This window comes from Cognatazoarcus halotolerans (genome assembly GCF_009800965.1).
GTDB lineage: Bacteria > Pseudomonadota > Gammaproteobacteria > Burkholderiales > Rhodocyclaceae > Cognatazoarcus > Cognatazoarcus halotolerans.
Genome location: NZ_WUAF01000012.1, coordinates 18,866 through 36,945 on the forward strand (window position 1 = coordinate 18,866; position 18,080 = coordinate 36,945).

Below are 18,080 nucleotides of genomic sequence, written 5' to 3' on the forward strand. Positions count from 1 at the left end.
CCGTGAAGTGCTCACCGCATCACTTGTCAAAAAGGACTGCCGCGCGGACCCTGAGGGCATCGACGGTCTCTCCTACATCGTGAACACGGATGATGCTTGCCCCGCGATCTGCGGCCATGAGCGCAGTCGCAAGACTTCCAGCGAGTCGCTGGCCAACCGGACGACCCGTGATTGCACCGACCATCGATTTGCGCGATACGCCAATCAAGAGCGGCCCCAGCGGCACCAGATCAGGCAGCGCACGAAGCAGCGCGAGGTTATGCGCCAGCGATTTACCGAAACCGAATCCCGGATCGTACGTGACTCGATCCGCAGCGATGCCCGCCTCCAGGCAGCGATCCTTCTGGCGCATGAGGTAATCGCGAACCTCGACCACCACGTCGGAATACTCGGGATCAAGCTGCATGCTTTGCGGCTTTCCGCGCATGTGCATCACGCACAACGCGGCGTCGCTCGCGGCAACCGCCTCGAGCGCACCAGCCATTTGAAATGCGTTGATATCGTTGATCATCGAAGCGCCCGCCGCAACCGCGGCACGCATCACGCCAGGCTTCACCGTGTCGATCGATACTGGCACCTCCCAATCAACGATCCGCTCGAGAAGCGGCAATACCCGATCCATCTCTTCTTGCTCGGAAACCGGCTCGGCCCCCGGCCTCGAGGACTCTCCTCCGATATCGAGAATAGCCGCGCCGTCAGTCACGGCCCGCTCCGCATGTCGCAGAGCGACATCGAAATGCCTGTCATGCCCATCCCCAGAGAACGAGTCCGGCGTCACATTGACAATCGCCATTACCACCGGCTGGCGCAGATCTAGCCTGAAGCGCCCACATCGGAGAAATTCCGACATTTACCCTCTCCGAAATGGAAACGGGCGGCCACGCCGCCCGATATCTTGAAACCGCTTCGTCAGGCCGCGGAAGTGGCCGCGGAAGGCTCCGGGCCGGACGAACTATCGTTCGGCTTTTTCGGCTGCTGATTGGTAGGCTTGGGAGGCCGCGGCGGATTCCCTTCCATGATGTCATTGATCTGCTCGGCATCGATCGTCTCCCACTCGAGCAGTGCCGCAGTCATTGCCTCAATCTTGTCGCGACTCTCTTCGATTAGGTTGCGGGCGAGTGAATACTGCTGATCAATGATCCGCCGAATCTCGGCATCGACCTTCTGCATCGTCGCTTCCGAAACGTTACGATGGGTAGTCACCTGGCGACCGAGGAAAATCTCCCCGTCCTCCTCCCCATAGACCATTGGCCCCAGATTGTCGGACATGCCCCATTGGGTCACCATGCGCCGAGCCAGATCCGTTGCACGCTGAAAATCGTTCGATGCACCGGTGGTCATCTGGTTCATGAAGATCTCTTCGGCGATCCGACCACCGAACAGCACTGCAATAGTCTGCAGCAGGCGATCCCGATCCTGGCTGTAGCGATCCTGGGCGGGCAGTTGCATGGTCACCCCCAGCGCCCTGCCACGCGGGATGATCGTGACCTTGTGAACCGGGTCAGTCTTGTCGAGCAGCTTGGCCACCACCGCATGACCGGATTCGTGGTAGGCCGTATTGCGACGCTCCTCTTCAGGCATGACGACCGAGCGCCGCTCGGCCCCCATCATGATCTTGTCCTTGGCGTGCTCGAAGTCTTCCATATCGACCAGACGCTTGTTTCCACGCGCTGCGAACAACGCCGCCTCATTGACGAGGTTGGCCAGATCGGCGCCAGCAAAACCCGGCGTACCCCGGGCAAGCACCATCGGATCGACGTCCGGGGCGATCGGCACCTTGCGCATGTGCACGCGGAGGATCTGCTCGCGACCCCGGATATCCGGCAACGAGACGACGACCTGGCGGTCGAAGCGCCCGGGGCGCAGCAAGGCCGGATCAAGCACGTCGGGTCGGTTGGTTGCGGCAATCACGATCACGCCGGTCTGCCCTTCAAAACCGTCCATCTCGACAAGCAACTGGTTGAGCGTTTGTTCGCGTTCGTCGTTACCACCACCAAGCCCGGCACCCCGCTGCCGGCCAACCGCGTCGATTTCGTCGATGAAGATGATGCAAGGTGCCTGCTTCTTCGCCTGCTCGAACATGTCACGAACGCGGGCCGCGCCCACGCCGACGAACATCTCGACGAAATCGGAGCCGGAGATCGAGAAGAACGGAACCTTGGCCTCGCCGGCAATTGCCTTTGCTAGCAGCGTCTTGCCGGTACCGGGGGAGCCAACCATCAGCACGCCTTTCGGAATGCGGCCGCCGAGCTTCTGGAACTTGGATGGGTCACGCAGGAACTCGACGAGTTCGGCAACTTCCTCCTTGGCTTCGTCGCACCCCGCAACATCGGCAAACGTAATCGAATTCGCGGATTCGTCGAGCATGCGCGCCTTGCTCTTGCCGAACGAGAATGCCCCGCCCTTCCCACCGCCCTGCATCTGGCGCATGAAAAAGATCCACACGCCAATCAAAAGCAACATCGGGAACCATGAGACAAAGATGCTGGCGAGGAAGGACTGCTCTTCCTCGGGCTTCGAGGCATTGACCTTGACGCCGTACTTCATGAGGTCGGACACCATCCAGATATCCTGAACGCCCGGCGTGTAAACCGTGATCTGGCGGCCTTCCTGCGTTGTGGCCTTGACCACGCGCCCATCCACCGTAACCGCCGAAATGCGGCCCGACCGAGCCTCCTCCATGAACTGGGAGTACTCCATGGTGCTCTGGGCAACCTGGCGTGTATTGAACTGGTTGAAAACCGTCATCAAAACGACGCCGATCACCACCCAGATCGCAAGATTCTTGAAGAGATTGTTCAACTCCGCTCCTCGATGGCCCGACAGGGGCCTCGGTCTGATTGACTGATTCTAAGTGTGATCGTTCCCAGGGGCAAACAACACGTATGTCCGTAATCAAGGACGCCGGCCTGTCCCCAGCAGGTAGACCTCGGAACTTCGGTCGCGCGAGGCCTTGGGCTTGCGCACCGAAACATTCACGAAAAGGCCCCCCATCTGCTTCCGGTACTGCTCGAAACCGGCCCCCTGGAAAACCTTTATCAACATCTGCCCTCCTTCGGCAAGGTGTTCGCGTGCGAACTCCAGGACCAGTTCGGCAAGATGGATCGACCTCGCCTGGTCCGCAGAAGGGATACCCGACATGTTTGGGGCGATATCAGAAAGAACAAGTCCTACCTTCCGCCCCGCAAGGCATCGCTCGAAACCGGCCAGCACCTCGTCGTCGCAGAAATCCCCCTGTACGAAGTCGACACCGTCGAGTGGCTCGATAGGCAGCAGGTCGAGCGCAAACACTTTTCCCTTGGGCCCCACCCGGCGGACCGCAACCTGACACCATGAACCCGGCGCGGCACCGAGATCCGCCACAATCATACCGGGACGCAGAAGGTGGTCCTTGTCGTCAATCTCGAGAAGCTTGTACGCGGCACGCGAACGATATCCGTCGGCCTTCGCGCGCTGCACAAAGGGATCATTGACATGCTCCTGCATCCAGGACTTACTGGTCTTGCTGCGCTTCATCGGAGTAGAATTCCGCCCCTGTTTCCCATTGAGCCTGCATCATGAATCAATTGTCACCCGCCCGTCGCCGCGAACTCAAGGCACAGGCTCACCACCTCAATCCGGTGGTCAGTGTTGCCGGCAACGGGCTAACCGACAACGTCCTGCACGAGATCGACATCGCACTGAAGGCTCACGAGCTGATAAAGATCCGGGTGTATGGGGCCGAGAAGTCCCAACGCGCCGCCCTGATCGACGCGATCTGCGAGGCGAGTGGCGCTGCGCCGGTCCAACATATCGGGAACATCCTGATCGTCTGGCGCCAAAAACCCGAGCCGCCAGCAACGAAGGCCGCAACGCCCACGCGCGCCGTGATCCCGGCCAAGGTGCCACGCCGCGTCCCACCCGCCAGATCCAGTGGCCGTCCGAGCCGCCCCACCTTGCACAAGAGCCCGAAGAGCACCACCCATCGCGGTAGATGAACCATCGACGGCTACATCACCTCGCTCACGGGCGCGGCCCCCGCCCATGGAGCAGTATCAGCGCCAAGCCAAGTACGCTCTGAATGAGATAGAGGACGCTCGATATGCCATGCCAGGTCGCGAAGCGATCTCGCAGGACACTTTGCATGACCTCCCGTGGCAGCGCGTCGGCCTTGAGCTGCGCCATGACCGGCTGGATTCCGAAATGACCCACCAGGGTCATCAAAAGCATCGCCAGAACGACCCAGAACACGCGATCCCGGAAGACCTGGAGCCCACGCCGGAACAACAGGGACGCGATCAGGAACACGGCCACCGCGATCCCCAGCATCGCAACCAGACCGAACAGCTTTCCGGCAAGAATGCCTGCCAGGCCCCGATCGGAAAGCGTCGCGAAGAGCACGGGCGCGACCATGTAGCCAACCGTCCACATCGCGCCGACCCACATCACGATCGCAACCGAATAAAGCCCCGACAGGAATCGCGACATGGTCCCGGCTTTGATTCAGACGTAGCGGACGTCGATTACTTCATACTCGCGAATTCCACCCGGAGCCTGCACCTCGGCTACGTCGCCGGAGTATTTTCCGATCAGGGCACGCGCGATCGGTGAACTGATCGAGATCTTTCCTGCCTTCAGGTCCGCCTCGTCGTCGCCCACGATCTGATAGGTCACGTTATCGCCGGTCTCGAGATCCTCGAGGTCCACAGTCGCACCAAAGACGCAACGCCCGTCGGCGTCAAGCAGTTTTGGATCGATCACCTGGGCAGTAGACAGCTTGCCCTCGAGCTCCTTGATGCGCCCTTCGACGAAGCCCTGGCGCTCCTTTGCCGCATCGTACTCGGCGTTTTCGGACAAATCCCCGTGGGAGCGCGCCTCCGCAATTGCGGCAATGACGTTGGGCCGCTCCACCGTCTTCATCCGATGAAGTTCCTCGCGCAGCAACTCCGCCCCCTTGAGGGTCAATGGTGTCTTGATCATGACTTTCTACTTCAATTCAGTTCGGCATGCAGCGACTGCACGGAATAGACCTCGAGGCCCGAGAGATGGCGCATGCCCATGCAGGCCGCGCGCGCGCCCTCGATCGTCGTATAGATGGTGATCTTCGCGGCAAGCGCACTGGTGCGGATCGAACGCGAGTCGGTAATCGCCTGGCGCTTCTCCTCGACCGTGTTGATCACCATACAGATCTCTTCGTTCTTGATCATGTCGACAACGTTCGGACGACCTTCATTGACCTTGTTCACAACCGAAACCGGAACGCCCGCGGCTTCGATCGCTGCACCGGTTCCACGCGTCGCGACCACCGAAAAACCAAGATCGTGCAGTTCCTGCGCGACCTCAATCGCAGCCTTGCGATCAGACGGCCGCACGCTGATGAATACCTTCCCGGAGGCGGGCAAGTGGGTGCCGGCAGCGAGTTGCGACTTTACGAACGCTTCTGCAAAAGTGCGTCCGACACCCATCACTTCGCCGGTCGATTTCATTTCCGGCCCGAGGATGGTATCGACACCCGGGAACTTGACGAAGGGGAAAACCGCTTCTTTCACCGAGAAATAGGGCGGCACGATTTCGGTCAGCACCCCCTGATCGGCCAGCGAACGGCCAGCCATGCAGCGCGCCGCGACCTTGGCAAGCGGCAGCGAGCAGGCCTTCGACACGAACGGAACGGTTCGCGACGCCCGAGGATTCACCTCGAGCACATAGACGACCGCTTCGTCGCCCTCGCCCTGGATCGCGAACTGGACGTTCATCAGGCCACACACGTTCAGGGCCCGCGCCATCGCCTCGGTTTGCCGACGCAACTCATCCTGCAGCTTCTGCGTCAGCGTGTAGGGCGGCAGGGAACAGGCCGAGTCGCCGGAATGGACGCCCGCCTGCTCGATGTGCTCCATGATGCCGCCGATGATGACCTGGTTTCCGTCGGACAAGGCATCGACATCCACCTCGGTCGCATCATTGAGGAAGCGGTCGAGCAGCACCGGTGACTCGTTCGAGACCTTGACCGCCTCCCGCATGTAGCGCTCGAGATCCTTCTGTTCGTGCACGATCTCCATCGCACGGCCACCCAGCACATAGCTCGGCCGCACCACCAGCGGGTAGCCGATCTCGGCGGCGAGACGCACCGCGGCTTCCGGCGTGCGCGCCGTGCGGTTGGGCGGCTGCTTGAGCCCGAGGTCGTTGAGCAGCTTCTGGAAGCGCTCACGGTCCTCTGCCGCATCGATCATGTCCGGCGAGGTTCCGATGATCGGCACACCGTTCTCTTCAAGCGCCTTTGCCCGTTTGAGCGGCGTTTGACCACCGAACTGGACGATCACGCCAACCGGTTTTTCGATGTGCACGATCTCGAGGATGTCCTCAAGCGTGATCGGCTCGAAGTAGAGTCGATCGGAAGTATCGTAGTCTGTCGATACGGTCTCGGGGTTGCAGTTGACCATGATCGTCTCATAGCCATCTTCACGCAGCGCTAGCGCTGCATGTACGCAGCAGTAGTCGAACTCGATACCCTGCCCGATGCGGTTCGGTCCGCCACCGAGGACCATGATTTTCTTCTTGTCGGTCGGCATCGACTCGCACTCTTCCTCGTAACTCGAGTACATGTAGGCGGTCGAGGTCGAGAACTCCGCGGCGCAGGTATCCACCCGCTTGTACACCGGGCGCACGCCCACGGCGTGGCGATGAAGGCGAACAGCGGTCTCGTCGGTATTGAGCACCTTGGCAAGGCGACGATCGGAGAAACCCTTGCGCTTGAGCTCCCGCAATTCGGGGGCACCGATATTCTTGAGCGAGCGGCCGGCAAGCGACTTTTCGGTGAGGACGATGTCCTCGATCTGCGCCAGGAACCACGGATCGATCTTGGTGAGCTGCTGGACCTTCTCGAAGCTCATGCCCTCACGAAAGGCCTGGCCGACATACCAGATGCGCTGCGCACCCGGGTTTGCAAGTTCGTGCTCGAGATCCTCTTCGTCCGCCTCGACTTCGTCGAGACCATAGGCACCAACCTCGAGACCACGCAGCGCCTTCTGGAACGACTCCTGGAAGGTGCGGCCCATCGCCATCACCTCGCCGACCGACTTCATCTGCGTGGTAAGCCGGTCCGGCGCCTGCGGGAATTTCTCGAAGGCGAACCGCGGGATCTTGGTCACGACATAGTCGATCGACGGTTCGAACGATGCCGGCGTGGCACCGCCGGTAATGTCGTTCTTGAGTTCATCGAGCGTGTAGCCCACCGCGAGCTTTGCTGCCACCTTGGCGATCGGGAACCCGGTCGCTTTCGAGGCGAGTGCCGACGAGCGCGACACCCGTGGGTTCATCTCGATGACGATCATGCGGCCGTCTTCCGGATTGATCGCGAACTGGACGTTCGAGCCGCCGGTATCGACGCCGATCTCGCGCAGCACGGCGATCGAGGCATTGCGCAGGATCTGGTATTCCTTGTCGGTGAGGGTCTGCGACGGCGCAACCGTGATCGAGTCGCCGGTGTGCACACCCATCGGATCCAGGTTTTCGATGGAACATACGATGATGCAGTTGTCGGCGCGGTCCCGCACCACCTCCATCTCGTACTCCTTCCAGCCGATCAGCGATTCCTCGATGAGGAGCTCGTTGGTCGGACTCGCTTCGAGACCGCGCTTGCAGATCTCGAGGAACTCTTCCATGTTGTAGGCGATGCCGCCACCGGTTCCGCCAAGCGTGAATGAAGGGCGGATGATTGCCGGAAAACCGATGCCGCCCTGTACCTGGAGCGCTTCCTCCATGCTATGGGCAATCGCGGATCGCGCCGAGCCAAGGCCGATCTTCGTCATCGCGTCCTTGAACTTGAGCCGATCCTCGGCCTTGTCGATCGCCTCCTGCGAGGCGCCGATCAATTCCACGCCATATTTCTCGAGCACGCCGTTGCGCGCGAGGTCGAGCGCACAGTTCAGCGCGGTCTGCCCGCCCATGGTCGGCAGCAGCGCGTCCGGGCGCTCCTTTTCAATGATGCGCTCGACGACCTGCCAGGTAATCGGCTCGATGTAGGTCACATCGGCGGTACCCGGATCAGTCATGATGGTCGCGGGATTGGAATTGACGAGAACGACCTTGTAGCCTTCCTCGCGCAGCGCCTTGCAGGCCTGCGCGCCGGAATAGTCGAACTCACATGCCTGGCCGATGATGATCGGGCCGGCACCAATGATCAGAATGGTATTTAGGTCTGTGCGTTTGGGCATGGTATTGCCTCGATTCGGATGACCCGAAGCGGCAACCGGTCACGCACGGGGCGCAACGGGTCGCCACATCGAGAAATCACTTACGTTCTTCCAACAGTTTGATGAAGCGGTCGAAGAGGTAGGCCACGTCGTGCGGGCCGGGACTCGCTTCGGGATGCCCCTGGAAACAGAAGGCAGGCACGTCGGTTCTGGCCAGCCCCTGCAGGCTGCCGTCGAACAGGGAAACATGAGTGGCGCGCAGGTTCGCCGGAAGGGTTTGCGGATCGACCGCGAAACCATGGTTCTGGCTGGTAATCAGCACCTGGCCGGAATCAAGATCCTTGACCGGGTGATTGGCACCATGGTGGCCGAACTTCATCTTCATGGTCTTCGCCCCGGAAGCCAGGGCCAGCAATTGGTGGCCTAGGCAGATTCCAAAGGTCGGGATGCCCTTGGCAAGGAATTCGCCAATTGCCTCGATTGCGTAATCGCATGGCTCCGGATCACCGGGGCCGTTGGACAGGAAGATACCGTCCGGATTCAACGCAAGCACCTCGGACGCCGGGGTCTGCGCCGGCACGACGGTCAGGCGACAGCCACGTTCTGCAAGCATTCGCAGAATATTGCGCTTGACGCCGAAGTCGTATGCGACAACGTGGAAGCGTGCGGACGCTTGCCCGACGTAGCCTTGCGCAAGGCGCCATTCGCCTTCCGTCCAGGCATAGGGCTCGGATACCGAAACGACCTTCGCCAGATCCATTCCGGCAAGCCCCGGAAAACCGCGTGCAGCCGCGATTGCAGTGTTCACGTCGATCGAACGCACATCGGCTGCAGTGACAATGCAGCCAGCCTGCGCACCCTTCTCGCGGAGCACGCGGGTCAGGCGCCGGGTGTCGATGCCAGCAATCGCCACGATGCCCTCGGACTTCAGATAGGCATCGAGAGTCTGCTGCTTGCGCCAGTTGGAAGCGACGATCGGAAGATCCCGTATCACCAGACCCGCGGCATGGATCTTCTGCGCTTCGCAATCTTCAGTATTGACGCCGGTATTGCCGACGTGCGGATAGGTCAGTGTAACGATCTGGCGACTGTAGCTGGGATCGGTAAGGATCTCCTGGTAACCGGACATCGAAGTGTTGAATACCACTTCACCCACGGTGCGCCCCTCGGCACCGATGCCCTTGCCGTGAAACACTGTCCCGTCGGCAAGTGCAAGTATGGCGGGCGGGAAGGCAGTCACAACGAAACTCCTGATTCAAGCATTGGGATGAAATTCGGCATTGCGCACAGAGCGCGCAAAAAAACGGGAGAGGCGCCAGGGCCTTCCCGCGTAGCACTGCATTCTATCGATTTTCCGTATCCGGAGCAACGCGCCGCAGTCACCGGGTCACGATTTGAGTGAGCTGCGCAGCGCGGTAGCAAGTGTATTGAGTTCCGCCACCAACGACGTTACCTCCCGACATGCCAGATCGACGTCGGCCCCCTTCGCGGCGGACTCCACTCTTTGCGCCGCATCTTGCGCCTGCAAGGCATTGAACACACCAACAGCCCCTTTGAGGCTGTGCGAGGCGGCTGCCAGACGGCTTGCGTTGCGCTGGGCGACGGCCTCGTTGAGTTCTTTCAGATTACGCGGCAAATCGCTAATAAAAAGGCTGACGAGTTGATCCAGCGCCACCTGGTCACCATCAAGCAAGGCACGGGTTCCGTCGAGATCGAGCACCCTGCCGGCATTCGCGGGTTCGAGAAGTGACGAATCGGACCCGCCGCGACCGACGGAGGCGCCACGGCCACATACGCGGGCAATTGCGGCAAACAGTTCGGCCGGTCGGATCGGTTTAGCGACGTAATCATCCATCCCGGCGTCAAGGCATCGTTCACGGTCGCCCTGCATCGCATGGGCGGTCATCGCCACGATCGGCACCGAAGCAAGCCCCGAACCGGCCGACCAGCTCCGGCGGGCTTCTCTCGCCCTGATCGCCTGCGCCGCCTCCAGGCCGCCCATGACCGGCATCTGGACATCCATCAGAACGAGATCGAAGCGCTGCCGATCGAGCAGATCCAGTGCCTCCTGCCCGTTTCCCGCAAGGGTAACCCGGTGACCTGCCTTCTGAAGCATCTTCAAACCGACCGTCTGATTGACCGGATTATCCTCGACCAGAAGCACGCTGAGACCCGATTGGTTCTGCACCTCGTGCACCATTTCGGTGAGTGTCATCTGAGGATCGAATTCGGCGAGGATGTCGTCATCCGAGCGCCCCCCAAGCACGGCCAGAACGAGAGCATCGTGCAGATCGGCTGCCGAGAAAGGCTTGGCCAAACGCGTCTCGACGCCCAGCTGCCGGCAGCGGATCACGTCATTGCGCTGCGAATGGGCGTTCAGCATCATCACCACGCGGTCGATGTACGGTGTCTGATCGCGAAAATGCGCGACGAGCGCGAAGCCCTCGTCGTTTGCCAGCCCGGCATCCACAAGCATGAAATCAAAGGGCCCGTTGCTTTGGTGAGCAAATTTGAGGAGCTCGAGCGCCTCGCTCTTGCCCGCCGCGATCGTGGGACGGCCGCCCCACGTTTCCACCATGCTTGCGACGCTGAGCGCCAGCGCACGGTTTTCCGCCACCACGAGAACCGAGCGACGCCGCAACTCGCCAGCCCGCCGCAGCGGCGGAACCGAAGTGCCAGCGGCTTCAAGGCTGACCGTAAACTCGAAAACGCTGCCCTGATCTGGCCGGCTCTCGACTCTGATCGCACCATTCATGATCTCGACCAGACGTTTCGAAATTGCCAGACCGAGTCCGGTACCACCATACTTCCTGGTTGTTGAAGAATCCGCCTGCTCGAAAGCGCCAAAGATCTCGTCACACTTTTCGGGCGCGATGCCGACTCCGGTATCGCGCACCGCGATTGCAACCTGTATCTGCTGCCCCTCTCGCTCGACGATCCTCGCGGTAACCTCGATCTCGCCCTTTTCGGTGAATTTGATCGCATTGCCGAGCAGATTGAGCAGGACCCGCCTGATTCGGCCCGGATCCCCGAAACACTGCTGGGGAACGTCGGCCGCGACCCCGAAGATGACCTCGAGCCCCTTCTGGTGGGCGCGCAATGCAAGCGAGCGGACCGTTTCGGACACCACCGATCGCAGCGAAAACTCGATCCGCTCCAATGCAAGTTTGCCGGCCTCGATCTTCGAAAAATCGAGGATGTCATTGATGATCGTCAGCAGGGACTCCGCGGACGATTTCACGCTATGCAGATAGTCGCGCTGCTCGTCATCGAGTGATGTATCGAGAACGAGTTCGGTCATCCCCAGAATACCGTTCATCGGGGTGCGAATCTCGTGGCTCATGTTGGCCAGGAAATCGCTCTTTGCCCGGTTCGCCGACTCTGCCGCCTCCTTCGCCTGAAGGAGCTCGAGTTCCCACTCCTTGCGCTCGGTGATATCACGATAAGTGCCAGCCAAACGCCCGAATCGGCCATCCGCCCCCCTGTCACTCACCCGCCCGAGCGCCTGGAACCAGCGCCATTCGCCATTGCGGTGTCGCATCCGGAATTCGGCATCGAAGACGCTGCATTCCTGGCGGAGATGCGCCCGCAGCAAAGCTCGGGTCTTGTCCACATCCGCCGGATGCATCAGCGGCAACCAGATCGTGACGTCGTTGCCCAAGGCCTCGTCGTCCGCAATGCCCAGCATGGTTCGCCACCCGCCGTCCAGAAACGGCGAATCGGTAGTGAGATCCCAGTCCCACAAGCCCGACTGGGCGTTGCGCATCGTCAGATCCAGACGCTCCCGGGTGGATCGCAATTGGTCGACAACGGCCTCACCGCGCGCAACGACCTCGTCCAGCAACTGCGCCGGCGTCTGCGGATGCTCCGAGCGCGCATCGACACCCGACACCTCTTCAAAGTGAGCGAGCAACTGGATCAGCTTCGACGTATTCTGCCCGGAAGGCTGTTCGACGCCGCACAGATCTGCGTCAACCGCCTCAAGTAGCGCTATCAGACGCGCGGACAAATCACTGCCGCACTGCCCGAAGCCTGCATCCGAACCCAACAGCGCCTCGATCGACTCGGCACCGAAATGCTCCGCCAGATGTCGGGTGAGCGCGTCAGAACGCACGCGACCTCCCGGCGGAGCGGCCGCGCGAAGCCCCGCTGGCGGCGTGGCAGAGCATGATCGGAACGCGTCGAAACATGCTGACTATAAACGACCCGTGTCGCACATTCTTGAGGCCGGCCCGACGTACTTCTCGCCCCCGCCCGACTACCTCAGCCCAAGAACGTCCTGCATGTCGAACAGCCCTGCAGCTCGGCCCTTCAGGTAACGCGCTGCTCGCAGGGAGCCAAGCGCGTAAGGCATCCGACTTCCTGATTTGTGCGTAATTTCGATACGCTCCCCCAATCCGGCAAAGAGCACCGTATGGTCACCCACGATGTCGCCGCCACGGATTGTCGAAAATGCAATCGTCCGGGGATCACGTTCGCCCGTAACGCCTTCTCTGCCGTAGATCGCGCACTGATCGAGATCCCTGCCGAGCGCGGCGGCAACGACCTCCCCCATCCGCAGGGCCGTGCCCGAAGGCGCATCAACCTTGTAGCGGTGGTGCGCCTCGATCACCTCGACGTCATACCCCTCGTCGAGAATCCGGGCCGCCTCCGCGAGGAGCTTGAAAACGGCATTGACGCCGACCGCCATGTTCGGTGCGAACACCACGGGAATGTCCTTCCCTGCAGCTTCGATCTGCTGCTTTTGCACCGCAGAAAATCCCGTGGTGCCGATTACGATCGCCTTGCCCAGGCTTCTACAGATCTCGAGATGTTCGAGCGTACCTTCCGGGCGAGTGAAATCGATCAGGCAATCGGCGGTATCGATGGCGCCACGTGCGTCGTCGCCGATCGTGACACCACACGAGGCACCGAGCAACTCGCCCGCATCCCGGCCGATGAACGGATTTCCCGGCTGATCGAAGGCTGACACCAGGCTAACGCCTTCCCCCTTCAACGTCGCCTCGATCAACATACGCCCCATGCGGCCGGTACAACCCGCAATCGCTATGCGCTGCTCACTCATTCATTGCTCCATGTACTGATTTGAAGGACACGCCTGACAACCCGCGCCGTGCATGCAATCGCACGGAATCATTTGTCCTTGGCAGGCCCGATCTCGATGACGCGGGACTTCTCCTTGGCGTCGGCAGGGTCGGCCGGTTCTATGTCGCCGATCACCCGATCAAGCACATCATCCTTGAAGAACACCGTGAGCCGACGCTCCGAAACCTTCCCGCGCCCCGGCTGGAACCGATAGACATAGTCCCAGCGATCCGGATGGAAAACGTCCGTAACGAGCGGAGTGCCAAGCACGAAGCGCACCTGGTCCCTGGTCATGCCCTTCTTCAATTGGCCGACCATCTCGGGCGTGACGTCATTACCCTGCCGGATATCGATCTTGTATGGGGTCAACCGCTCGAGAACGGAGCAGCCGGACAACGCAACAACACTGCCCGCCAGGACGGCGGAAAGAATACGGAGATGCATGGGGAGCGATTTTCCTCTATCAGCAGACAAGGCCGCCGACGAACATTCTCAGACAGGGGCAAAAAATATATCATAGAGCCCGCTCAATGCCCGGCACAGGCGCAGTGGGCCCCGCCCGATACCCTTTAGGGCGGCCGAACCAGATTACCCGGTGCCATCAATGCCCTCCAACTCCCAGAACCTCAAGAATATCGGCCTCAAGGCAACGCTACCCCGCCTGAAGATCCTCGATCTGTTCCAACATGCGGACGAACGGCATCTTACGGCGGAAGACGTATACCGGCTGCTGATTCAGGAGGAAATGGATATCGGCCTTGCCACCGTATACAGGGTCCTCACCCAGTTCGAGCAGGCCGGCCTGCTCGAACGCCACTACTTCGAGTCCGGCAAAGCGGTTTTCGAACTCAACCAGGGCCAGCACCATGACCATCTGGTATGTCTGCAATGCGGAAAGGTCGAAGAATTCTACGATCCGCAGATAGAAGCCCGACAGCTGGCGGTAGCTGCAGAACGGGGCTTCCAGGTAAAAGAGCACGCTCTCTATCTCTATGCGGACTGCGTCAAGGACGACTGCCCCCAAAAGAAAGGCAGCTAGCAAACGCCCTGGCGCAACAGGTGATCTGCCCCCACGGGAGGAAATGCGCAGCGCTCAGGCCGCCAGATCTGCAAGCCCCAGCATTTCCGCAGCATGACGACGGGTGGTATCAGTGATCGTGACTCCGCCGAGCATGCGTGCAATTTCTTCTATACGGCCGTTCTCGTCCAGCAAGGCAACCCGGCTCAGCGTGGCACCATCGCGCTCGCCTTTCGATATGTTCCACTGCCAGCCGGCCTGAGCCGCGACCTGCGGCAGATGGGTGACACAGAGCACCTGACGCTCGTCTCCCAGACGACGCAGCATCTGCCCGACGATCTCCGCCACCCGTCCACCGATACCGACGTCGACCTCGTCAAAGATCAAGGTCGGAGTGGCGGAGCTGCGACTCGCGATCACCTGTATTGCGAGTCCGATGCGCGACAATTCACCGCCGGACGCCACTTTGGAAAGCGGGCGCAACGGTTGGCTCGCGTTGGTCGTCACCTGGAACTCGATGCGCTCCAGACCGCTCGCCCCCCCCTCATCCATCGGCAGCAACGCAGCGGCAAACGCACCACCCCCCATAGCGAGACGCTGCATCGCTTCGGTGACCGCCCGGGACAGGGTGTCCGCCGCCAGGGCACGCCCCGCCGAGAGTTCGCGCGCAACCTGGAGGTAGGCTTCTTCGGCTTGGCGTTCACGCTCCGCGAGCAAGGCCGGATCGCCGGAATCCTCCATGTCGGCAAGGCGTCGCTCGGTTTCCTCGAGCAGGGCCGGCAGCGCATCGGGTACAAGCCGGTACTTGCGCGACACATCGGAAATCCGGGCGATCCGCCGATCCAGTTCTTCCAGTCGCGCCGGGTCCAGGTCGAACCGCTCGCGATAGCGCCGCAGCGCGTGTCCGGCCTCATCCAGCTGGATGGCCGCCGTGGCCAGCAGCTCTGCGATCGGCGCCAGACCCTCATCGACTCCGGCCATCGACGCCAAGCGTGCGGAAAGTCTGTCAAGCACGGGCGCAATCGCCATATCGGAATCGGTCAGCGCCGAAATCGTGCTTTCGGCACCTTCAATGAGGCTCACCCCGTGGGCGAGACGGGCCTGCTCCTGGTTGAGTTCGTCCCACCCGTTGGCGGTGTATCCAAGCTCGCGCAACTCGTCGAGCTGCCAGGACAGCACCTCTCGTTCGCGCGCCAGTCCTTCGGCATTGCTCTCGGAGGCAACGCGCGCGGAGCGCGCCGCCTGCCATCGATGATAGCGCTCACCCACCTGCAGGGTCAGCGCTTCCAGTCCCCCGTGAGAATCGAGCAGGCTACGCTGGGCATCGCTTCGCAACAGCGCATGATGGGCATGCTGGCCGTGGATATCCACGAGCCACTCCGAGACCTCACGCAATTGAGCCAACGTAACCGAGGTGCCATTGATCCAACCTCTGGACCTTCCGCCAAGGTCTACCACCCGGCGCAATAGCAGACAACCATCTTCTGAAGATACTTCCTGCGCGACAAGCCAGTCGGACAGACCACCCGGGCCCGGGAGATCGAACTCGGCAACGACCTCGGCACGCTCGCAACCCGGCCGGACCACGCCAGGCTCACCCCGCGCGCCCAACGCCAGACCCAGCGCGTCCAGAAGAATCGACTTGCCCGCACCGGTTTCACCTGTAAGCGTGCCAAAGCCACCACCAAACTCCAGCTCGAGGCGATCAACGATGACGAAATCCCGAATTTGAAGACGACGTAGCATGATCGGCAGCGCGCTCAGAAAGGCCGCGGCGACGAGCTCCAGTGAAGCTTTTCGCGCAGCATGTCGAAATAACTGTAACCCTCCGGGTGCAGCAGCGTCACGGTATGCGGCGAACGCGCCACCCTGACCCGATCCCCGGCACGCGCATCGAAGCGGGTCTGGCCGTCGAAATGAACCCTGGCATCGTGCGGCGGACTCACGACGATCTCGATCGAACAATCGTCCGGCAGCGTAACGGGCCGTGCGGTAAGCGCGTGCGGGCACAGCGGAACCAGTGCGATGCCTGCCACGCGCGGATGGAGAATCGGACCATTGGCAGAAAGCGCGTAGGCGGTGGAGCCGGTGGGCGAGGAAACGATGATGCCATCGGAACGCTGGGTGTAGACGAATTCGCCGTCGATGAGTACGTCGAACTCGATCATCCGGCCGATCTCACCCTTGTTGACCACTACATCGTTGAACGCGACCGTATGAAAAACGCGCCGCCCGTTACGCAGCACCTCGGCTTCCAGCAGGCCCCGCGACTCACGGGTGAAGCGGCCATCGAGTATCCCACCGATCCGCACCAGAACCTCGTCACGCGCGACATCGGTGAGGAAGCCCAGCCTGCCCTGGTTTACGCCTACCAGCGGTACACTGTACTCAGCCAAGCGGCGGCTCGAGTTGAGCATCGTGCCGTCACCACCGAGGACCACGCCAAGATCCGCCTTGGCACCGATCTCGTCATACGATGCGACCGGATAGGTCACGCCCAGACCCGTGGAACTCGCCGTACCCTGCTCGATCAACACCGTAAGCGAGCGCCCGCGCAAGAACTCCGCGAGCCGGACCACCGACTCTGTAACATCCGGACTCTGGTATTTTCCGATAAGCGCAATGGTATTGAATTGGTGCTCCATGTGCGGGATTAAACCACATCTGTGCGCAGCGATTCGCACGTGACTGCAGGGCATGCTATGCAGCCGTCGACCGGTTTCTTAGAATTGACCGACAAATTTGCCACACAGACCATGCAAGCTCTCGACACCCGCTCTCAGATCCTGTTGAAGACACTGATCGAACGCCACATCGCCGACGGTCAGCCGGTCGGCTCCCGCGCGCTTTCCCGAGTATCGGGGCTTGAACTGTCGCCTGCCACGATCCGCAATGTAATGTCCGATCTCGAGGAAATGGGCTTCATCACCAGCCCCCACACTTCGGCCGGCAGGATTCCGACCGCACAGGGCTACCGGCTATTCGTGGACAGTCTGCTAACGGTCAAGCCCATCGAGGACAAGCGATTGCGCGAGCTCGAGGGTCAGTTGCAACCTGATCAGCCACGACGCGTCATCAGCAACGCCTCCAATCTGTTGTCCCAGCTGACCCAGTTTGCCGGTCTGGTCGTAACGCCGGACAAGGACACCGTCCGCATTCGCCAGATCGAGTTCATCGGCCTGTCCGAGACCCGTATCCTGCTGATCATCGTCACAACGGCCGGCGACGTGCAGAACAGGATCCTGTCCACAAAAAGGGGCTACAGTGCCGCCGAACTCACCTCGGCGGGGAATTACCTGAACCAGCACTTCGCGGGACAGGACTTCCGCCAGATCAGAATTCGTCTGCAGGAAGAACTGAGGCAGCTTCGAAACGACATGACGGAACTCATGTCGGCAGCCGTCGAGGCAGGCAACGAGGCCTTCCAGGAGAGCGCTGGCTCATATGTCCTGTCGGGCGAGAACAATCTGCTCGACGTGGAGGATCTTTCCAGCAACATGGTGCGGCTGCGGGATCTGTTCAAGTTGTTCGATCAGAAAACCAGTCTGATGCAGTTGCTCGACGTTTCCCACAAGGCCAACGGCGTCCAGATCTTCATAGGCGGAGAGTCAGGCCTGGAACCGCTCGACGGCTGCAGCGTGGTGACGGCATCCTACGAAGTCGACGGGAAAGTTGTCGGATCACTTGGCGTGATCGGTCCGACCAGGATGGCTTACGAGCGCGTCATTCCGATCGTCGATATCACGGCACGCCTGCTCTCGAGCGCGCTGTCTTCCAACAACTGAACCGAGAAACACAACAGGATTCCC

General features: G+C 61.0%; 15 protein-coding genes. 3 read left to right on the forward strand and 12 right to left on the reverse strand.

Going from position 1 to position 18,080, the window contains the following annotated elements:
• Positions 1 to 19: 19 nt before the first annotated feature.
• The 3 genes from folP to GQB03_RS15370 form a co-directional block, all read right to left on the reverse strand.
• Positions 20 to 850 carry a dihydropteroate synthase gene (gene folP / locus GQB03_RS15360; protein WP_159691257.1) on the reverse strand — a complete coding sequence of 277 codons (831 nt, stop codon included), beginning with the start codon at positions 848 to 850 and terminating at the stop codon, positions 20 to 22.
• A gap of 59 nt (positions 851 to 909) precedes the next feature.
• Positions 910 to 2,802, reverse strand: coding sequence for an ATP-dependent zinc metalloprotease FtsH (ftsH, locus tag GQB03_RS15365; protein ID WP_159691260.1), 1,893 nt, complete (start codon positions 2,800 to 2,802; stop codon positions 910 to 912).
• A 93-nt stretch (positions 2,803 to 2,895) separates the two neighbouring features.
• Positions 2,896 to 3,516 carry an RlmE family RNA methyltransferase gene (locus tag GQB03_RS15370; RefSeq protein WP_159691262.1) on the reverse strand — a complete coding sequence of 207 codons (621 nt, stop codon included), beginning with the start codon at positions 3,514 to 3,516 and terminating at the stop codon, positions 2,896 to 2,898.
• 41 nt (positions 3,517 to 3,557) lie between these two features.
• Between GQB03_RS15370 and GQB03_RS15375 the strand changes: the two genes are divergently transcribed.
• Positions 3,558 to 3,977 carry a YhbY family RNA-binding protein gene (locus GQB03_RS15375; RefSeq protein WP_159691265.1) on the forward strand — a complete coding sequence of 140 codons (420 nt, stop codon included), beginning with the start codon at positions 3,558 to 3,560 and terminating at the stop codon, positions 3,975 to 3,977.
• A gap of 25 nt (positions 3,978 to 4,002) precedes the next feature.
• Here GQB03_RS15375 and GQB03_RS15380 read toward each other — a convergent pair whose 3' ends face one another.
• The 7 genes from GQB03_RS15380 to GQB03_RS15410 form a co-directional block, all read right to left on the reverse strand.
• Positions 4,003 to 4,467 carry a DUF4149 domain-containing protein gene (locus GQB03_RS15380; RefSeq protein ID WP_159691268.1) on the reverse strand — a complete coding sequence of 155 codons (465 nt, stop codon included), beginning with the start codon at positions 4,465 to 4,467 and terminating at the stop codon, positions 4,003 to 4,005.
• 15 nt (positions 4,468 to 4,482) lie between these two features.
• Positions 4,483 to 4,959, reverse strand: coding sequence for a transcription elongation factor GreA (greA, locus tag GQB03_RS15385; protein WP_159691271.1), 477 nt, complete (start codon positions 4,957 to 4,959; stop codon positions 4,483 to 4,485).
• A gap of 11 nt (positions 4,960 to 4,970) precedes the next feature.
• A complete protein-coding gene (gene carB / locus GQB03_RS15390; protein ID WP_159691274.1) occupies positions 4,971 to 8,189 on the reverse strand; it encodes a carbamoyl-phosphate synthase large subunit in 3,219 nt (1,072 codons plus the stop codon).
• A gap of 76 nt (positions 8,190 to 8,265) precedes the next feature.
• The gene (gene carA / locus GQB03_RS15395) at positions 8,266 to 9,408 is read right to left on the reverse strand and encodes a glutamine-hydrolyzing carbamoyl-phosphate synthase small subunit (RefSeq protein WP_159691277.1); all 1,143 of its coding nucleotides are present in this window, start codon (positions 9,406 to 9,408) and stop codon (positions 8,266 to 8,268) included.
• Positions 9,409 to 9,555: 147 nt separating this feature from the next.
• Positions 9,556 to 12,282 (reverse strand): response regulator, encoded by a 2,727-nt coding sequence (locus GQB03_RS15400; protein WP_235027089.1) that lies wholly within the window; start codon positions 12,280 to 12,282, stop codon positions 9,556 to 9,558.
• 144 nt (positions 12,283 to 12,426) lie between these two features.
• Complete coding sequence (dapB, locus tag GQB03_RS15405) at positions 12,427 to 13,233, reverse strand: 4-hydroxy-tetrahydrodipicolinate reductase (RefSeq protein WP_159691280.1); 807 nt, start codon at positions 13,231 to 13,233, stop codon at positions 12,427 to 12,429.
• A 68-nt stretch (positions 13,234 to 13,301) separates the two neighbouring features.
• Positions 13,302 to 13,697: an outer membrane protein assembly factor BamE gene (locus tag GQB03_RS15410; protein ID WP_159691283.1), complete on the reverse strand. Its 396-nt coding sequence runs from the start codon at positions 13,695 to 13,697 to the stop codon at positions 13,302 to 13,304.
• A gap of 160 nt (positions 13,698 to 13,857) precedes the next feature.
• Here GQB03_RS15410 and fur point away from each other — a divergent pair, with 160 nt between their 5' ends.
• Positions 13,858 to 14,292, forward strand: a complete 435-nt coding sequence (gene fur, locus GQB03_RS15415; RefSeq protein WP_159691286.1) for a ferric iron uptake transcriptional regulator — start codon at positions 13,858 to 13,860, stop codon at positions 14,290 to 14,292.
• A 54-nt stretch (positions 14,293 to 14,346) separates the two neighbouring features.
• Here the strand turns inward: fur and recN are convergent, their stop codons facing one another.
• Together recN and GQB03_RS15425 are read right to left on the reverse strand one after the other, a co-directional pair.
• On the reverse strand, positions 14,347 to 16,017 hold the full coding sequence (gene recN / locus GQB03_RS15420) for a DNA repair protein RecN (RefSeq protein WP_159691289.1): 1,671 nt from the start codon (positions 16,015 to 16,017) through the stop codon (positions 14,347 to 14,349).
• A 14-nt stretch (positions 16,018 to 16,031) separates the two neighbouring features.
• Positions 16,032 to 16,916 carry an NAD kinase gene (locus GQB03_RS15425; protein ID WP_159691291.1) on the reverse strand — a complete coding sequence of 295 codons (885 nt, stop codon included), beginning with the start codon at positions 16,914 to 16,916 and terminating at the stop codon, positions 16,032 to 16,034.
• A gap of 111 nt (positions 16,917 to 17,027) precedes the next feature.
• Here GQB03_RS15425 and hrcA point away from each other — a divergent pair, with 111 nt between their 5' ends.
• Positions 17,028 to 18,056, forward strand: a complete 1,029-nt coding sequence (gene hrcA, locus GQB03_RS15430; protein ID WP_159691294.1) for a heat-inducible transcriptional repressor HrcA — start codon at positions 17,028 to 17,030, stop codon at positions 18,054 to 18,056.
• Positions 18,057 to 18,080: the final 24 nt, after the last annotated feature.

Excerpts from the sequence above, each read along its gene's own strand:
- folP (WP_159691257.1), bottom strand. The coding sequence starts at position 850 with ATGTCGGAATTTCTCCGATGTGGGCGCTTCAGGCTAGATCTGCGCCAG.
- GQB03_RS15370 (WP_159691262.1), bottom strand. The coding sequence starts at position 3,516 with ATGAAGCGCAGCAAGACCAGTAAGTCCTGGATGCAGGAGCATGTCAAT.
- GQB03_RS15375 (WP_159691265.1), top strand. The coding sequence starts at position 3,558 with ATGAATCAATTGTCACCCGCCCGTCGCCGCGAACTCAAGGCACAGGCT.
- GQB03_RS15380 (WP_159691268.1), bottom strand. The coding sequence starts at position 4,467 with ATGTCGCGATTCCTGTCGGGGCTTTATTCGGTTGCGATCGTGATGTGG.
- greA (WP_159691271.1), bottom strand. The coding sequence starts at position 4,959 with ATGATCAAGACACCATTGACCCTCAAGGGGGCGGAGTTGCTGCGCGAG.
- carB (WP_159691274.1), bottom strand. The coding sequence starts at position 8,189 with ATGCCCAAACGCACAGACCTAAATACCATTCTGATCATTGGTGCCGGC.
- dapB (WP_159691280.1), bottom strand. The coding sequence starts at position 13,233 with ATGAGTGAGCAGCGCATAGCGATTGCGGGTTGTACCGGCCGCATGGGG.
- GQB03_RS15410 (WP_159691283.1), bottom strand. The coding sequence starts at position 13,697 with ATGCATCTCCGTATTCTTTCCGCCGTCCTGGCGGGCAGTGTTGTTGCG.
- fur (WP_159691286.1), top strand. The coding sequence starts at position 13,858 with ATGCCCTCCAACTCCCAGAACCTCAAGAATATCGGCCTCAAGGCAACG.
- recN (WP_159691289.1), bottom strand. The coding sequence starts at position 16,017 with ATGCTACGTCGTCTTCAAATTCGGGATTTCGTCATCGTTGATCGCCTC.
- GQB03_RS15425 (WP_159691291.1), bottom strand. The coding sequence starts at position 16,916 with ATGGAGCACCAATTCAATACCATTGCGCTTATCGGAAAATACCAGAGT.
- hrcA (WP_159691294.1), top strand. The coding sequence starts at position 17,028 with ATGCAAGCTCTCGACACCCGCTCTCAGATCCTGTTGAAGACACTGATC.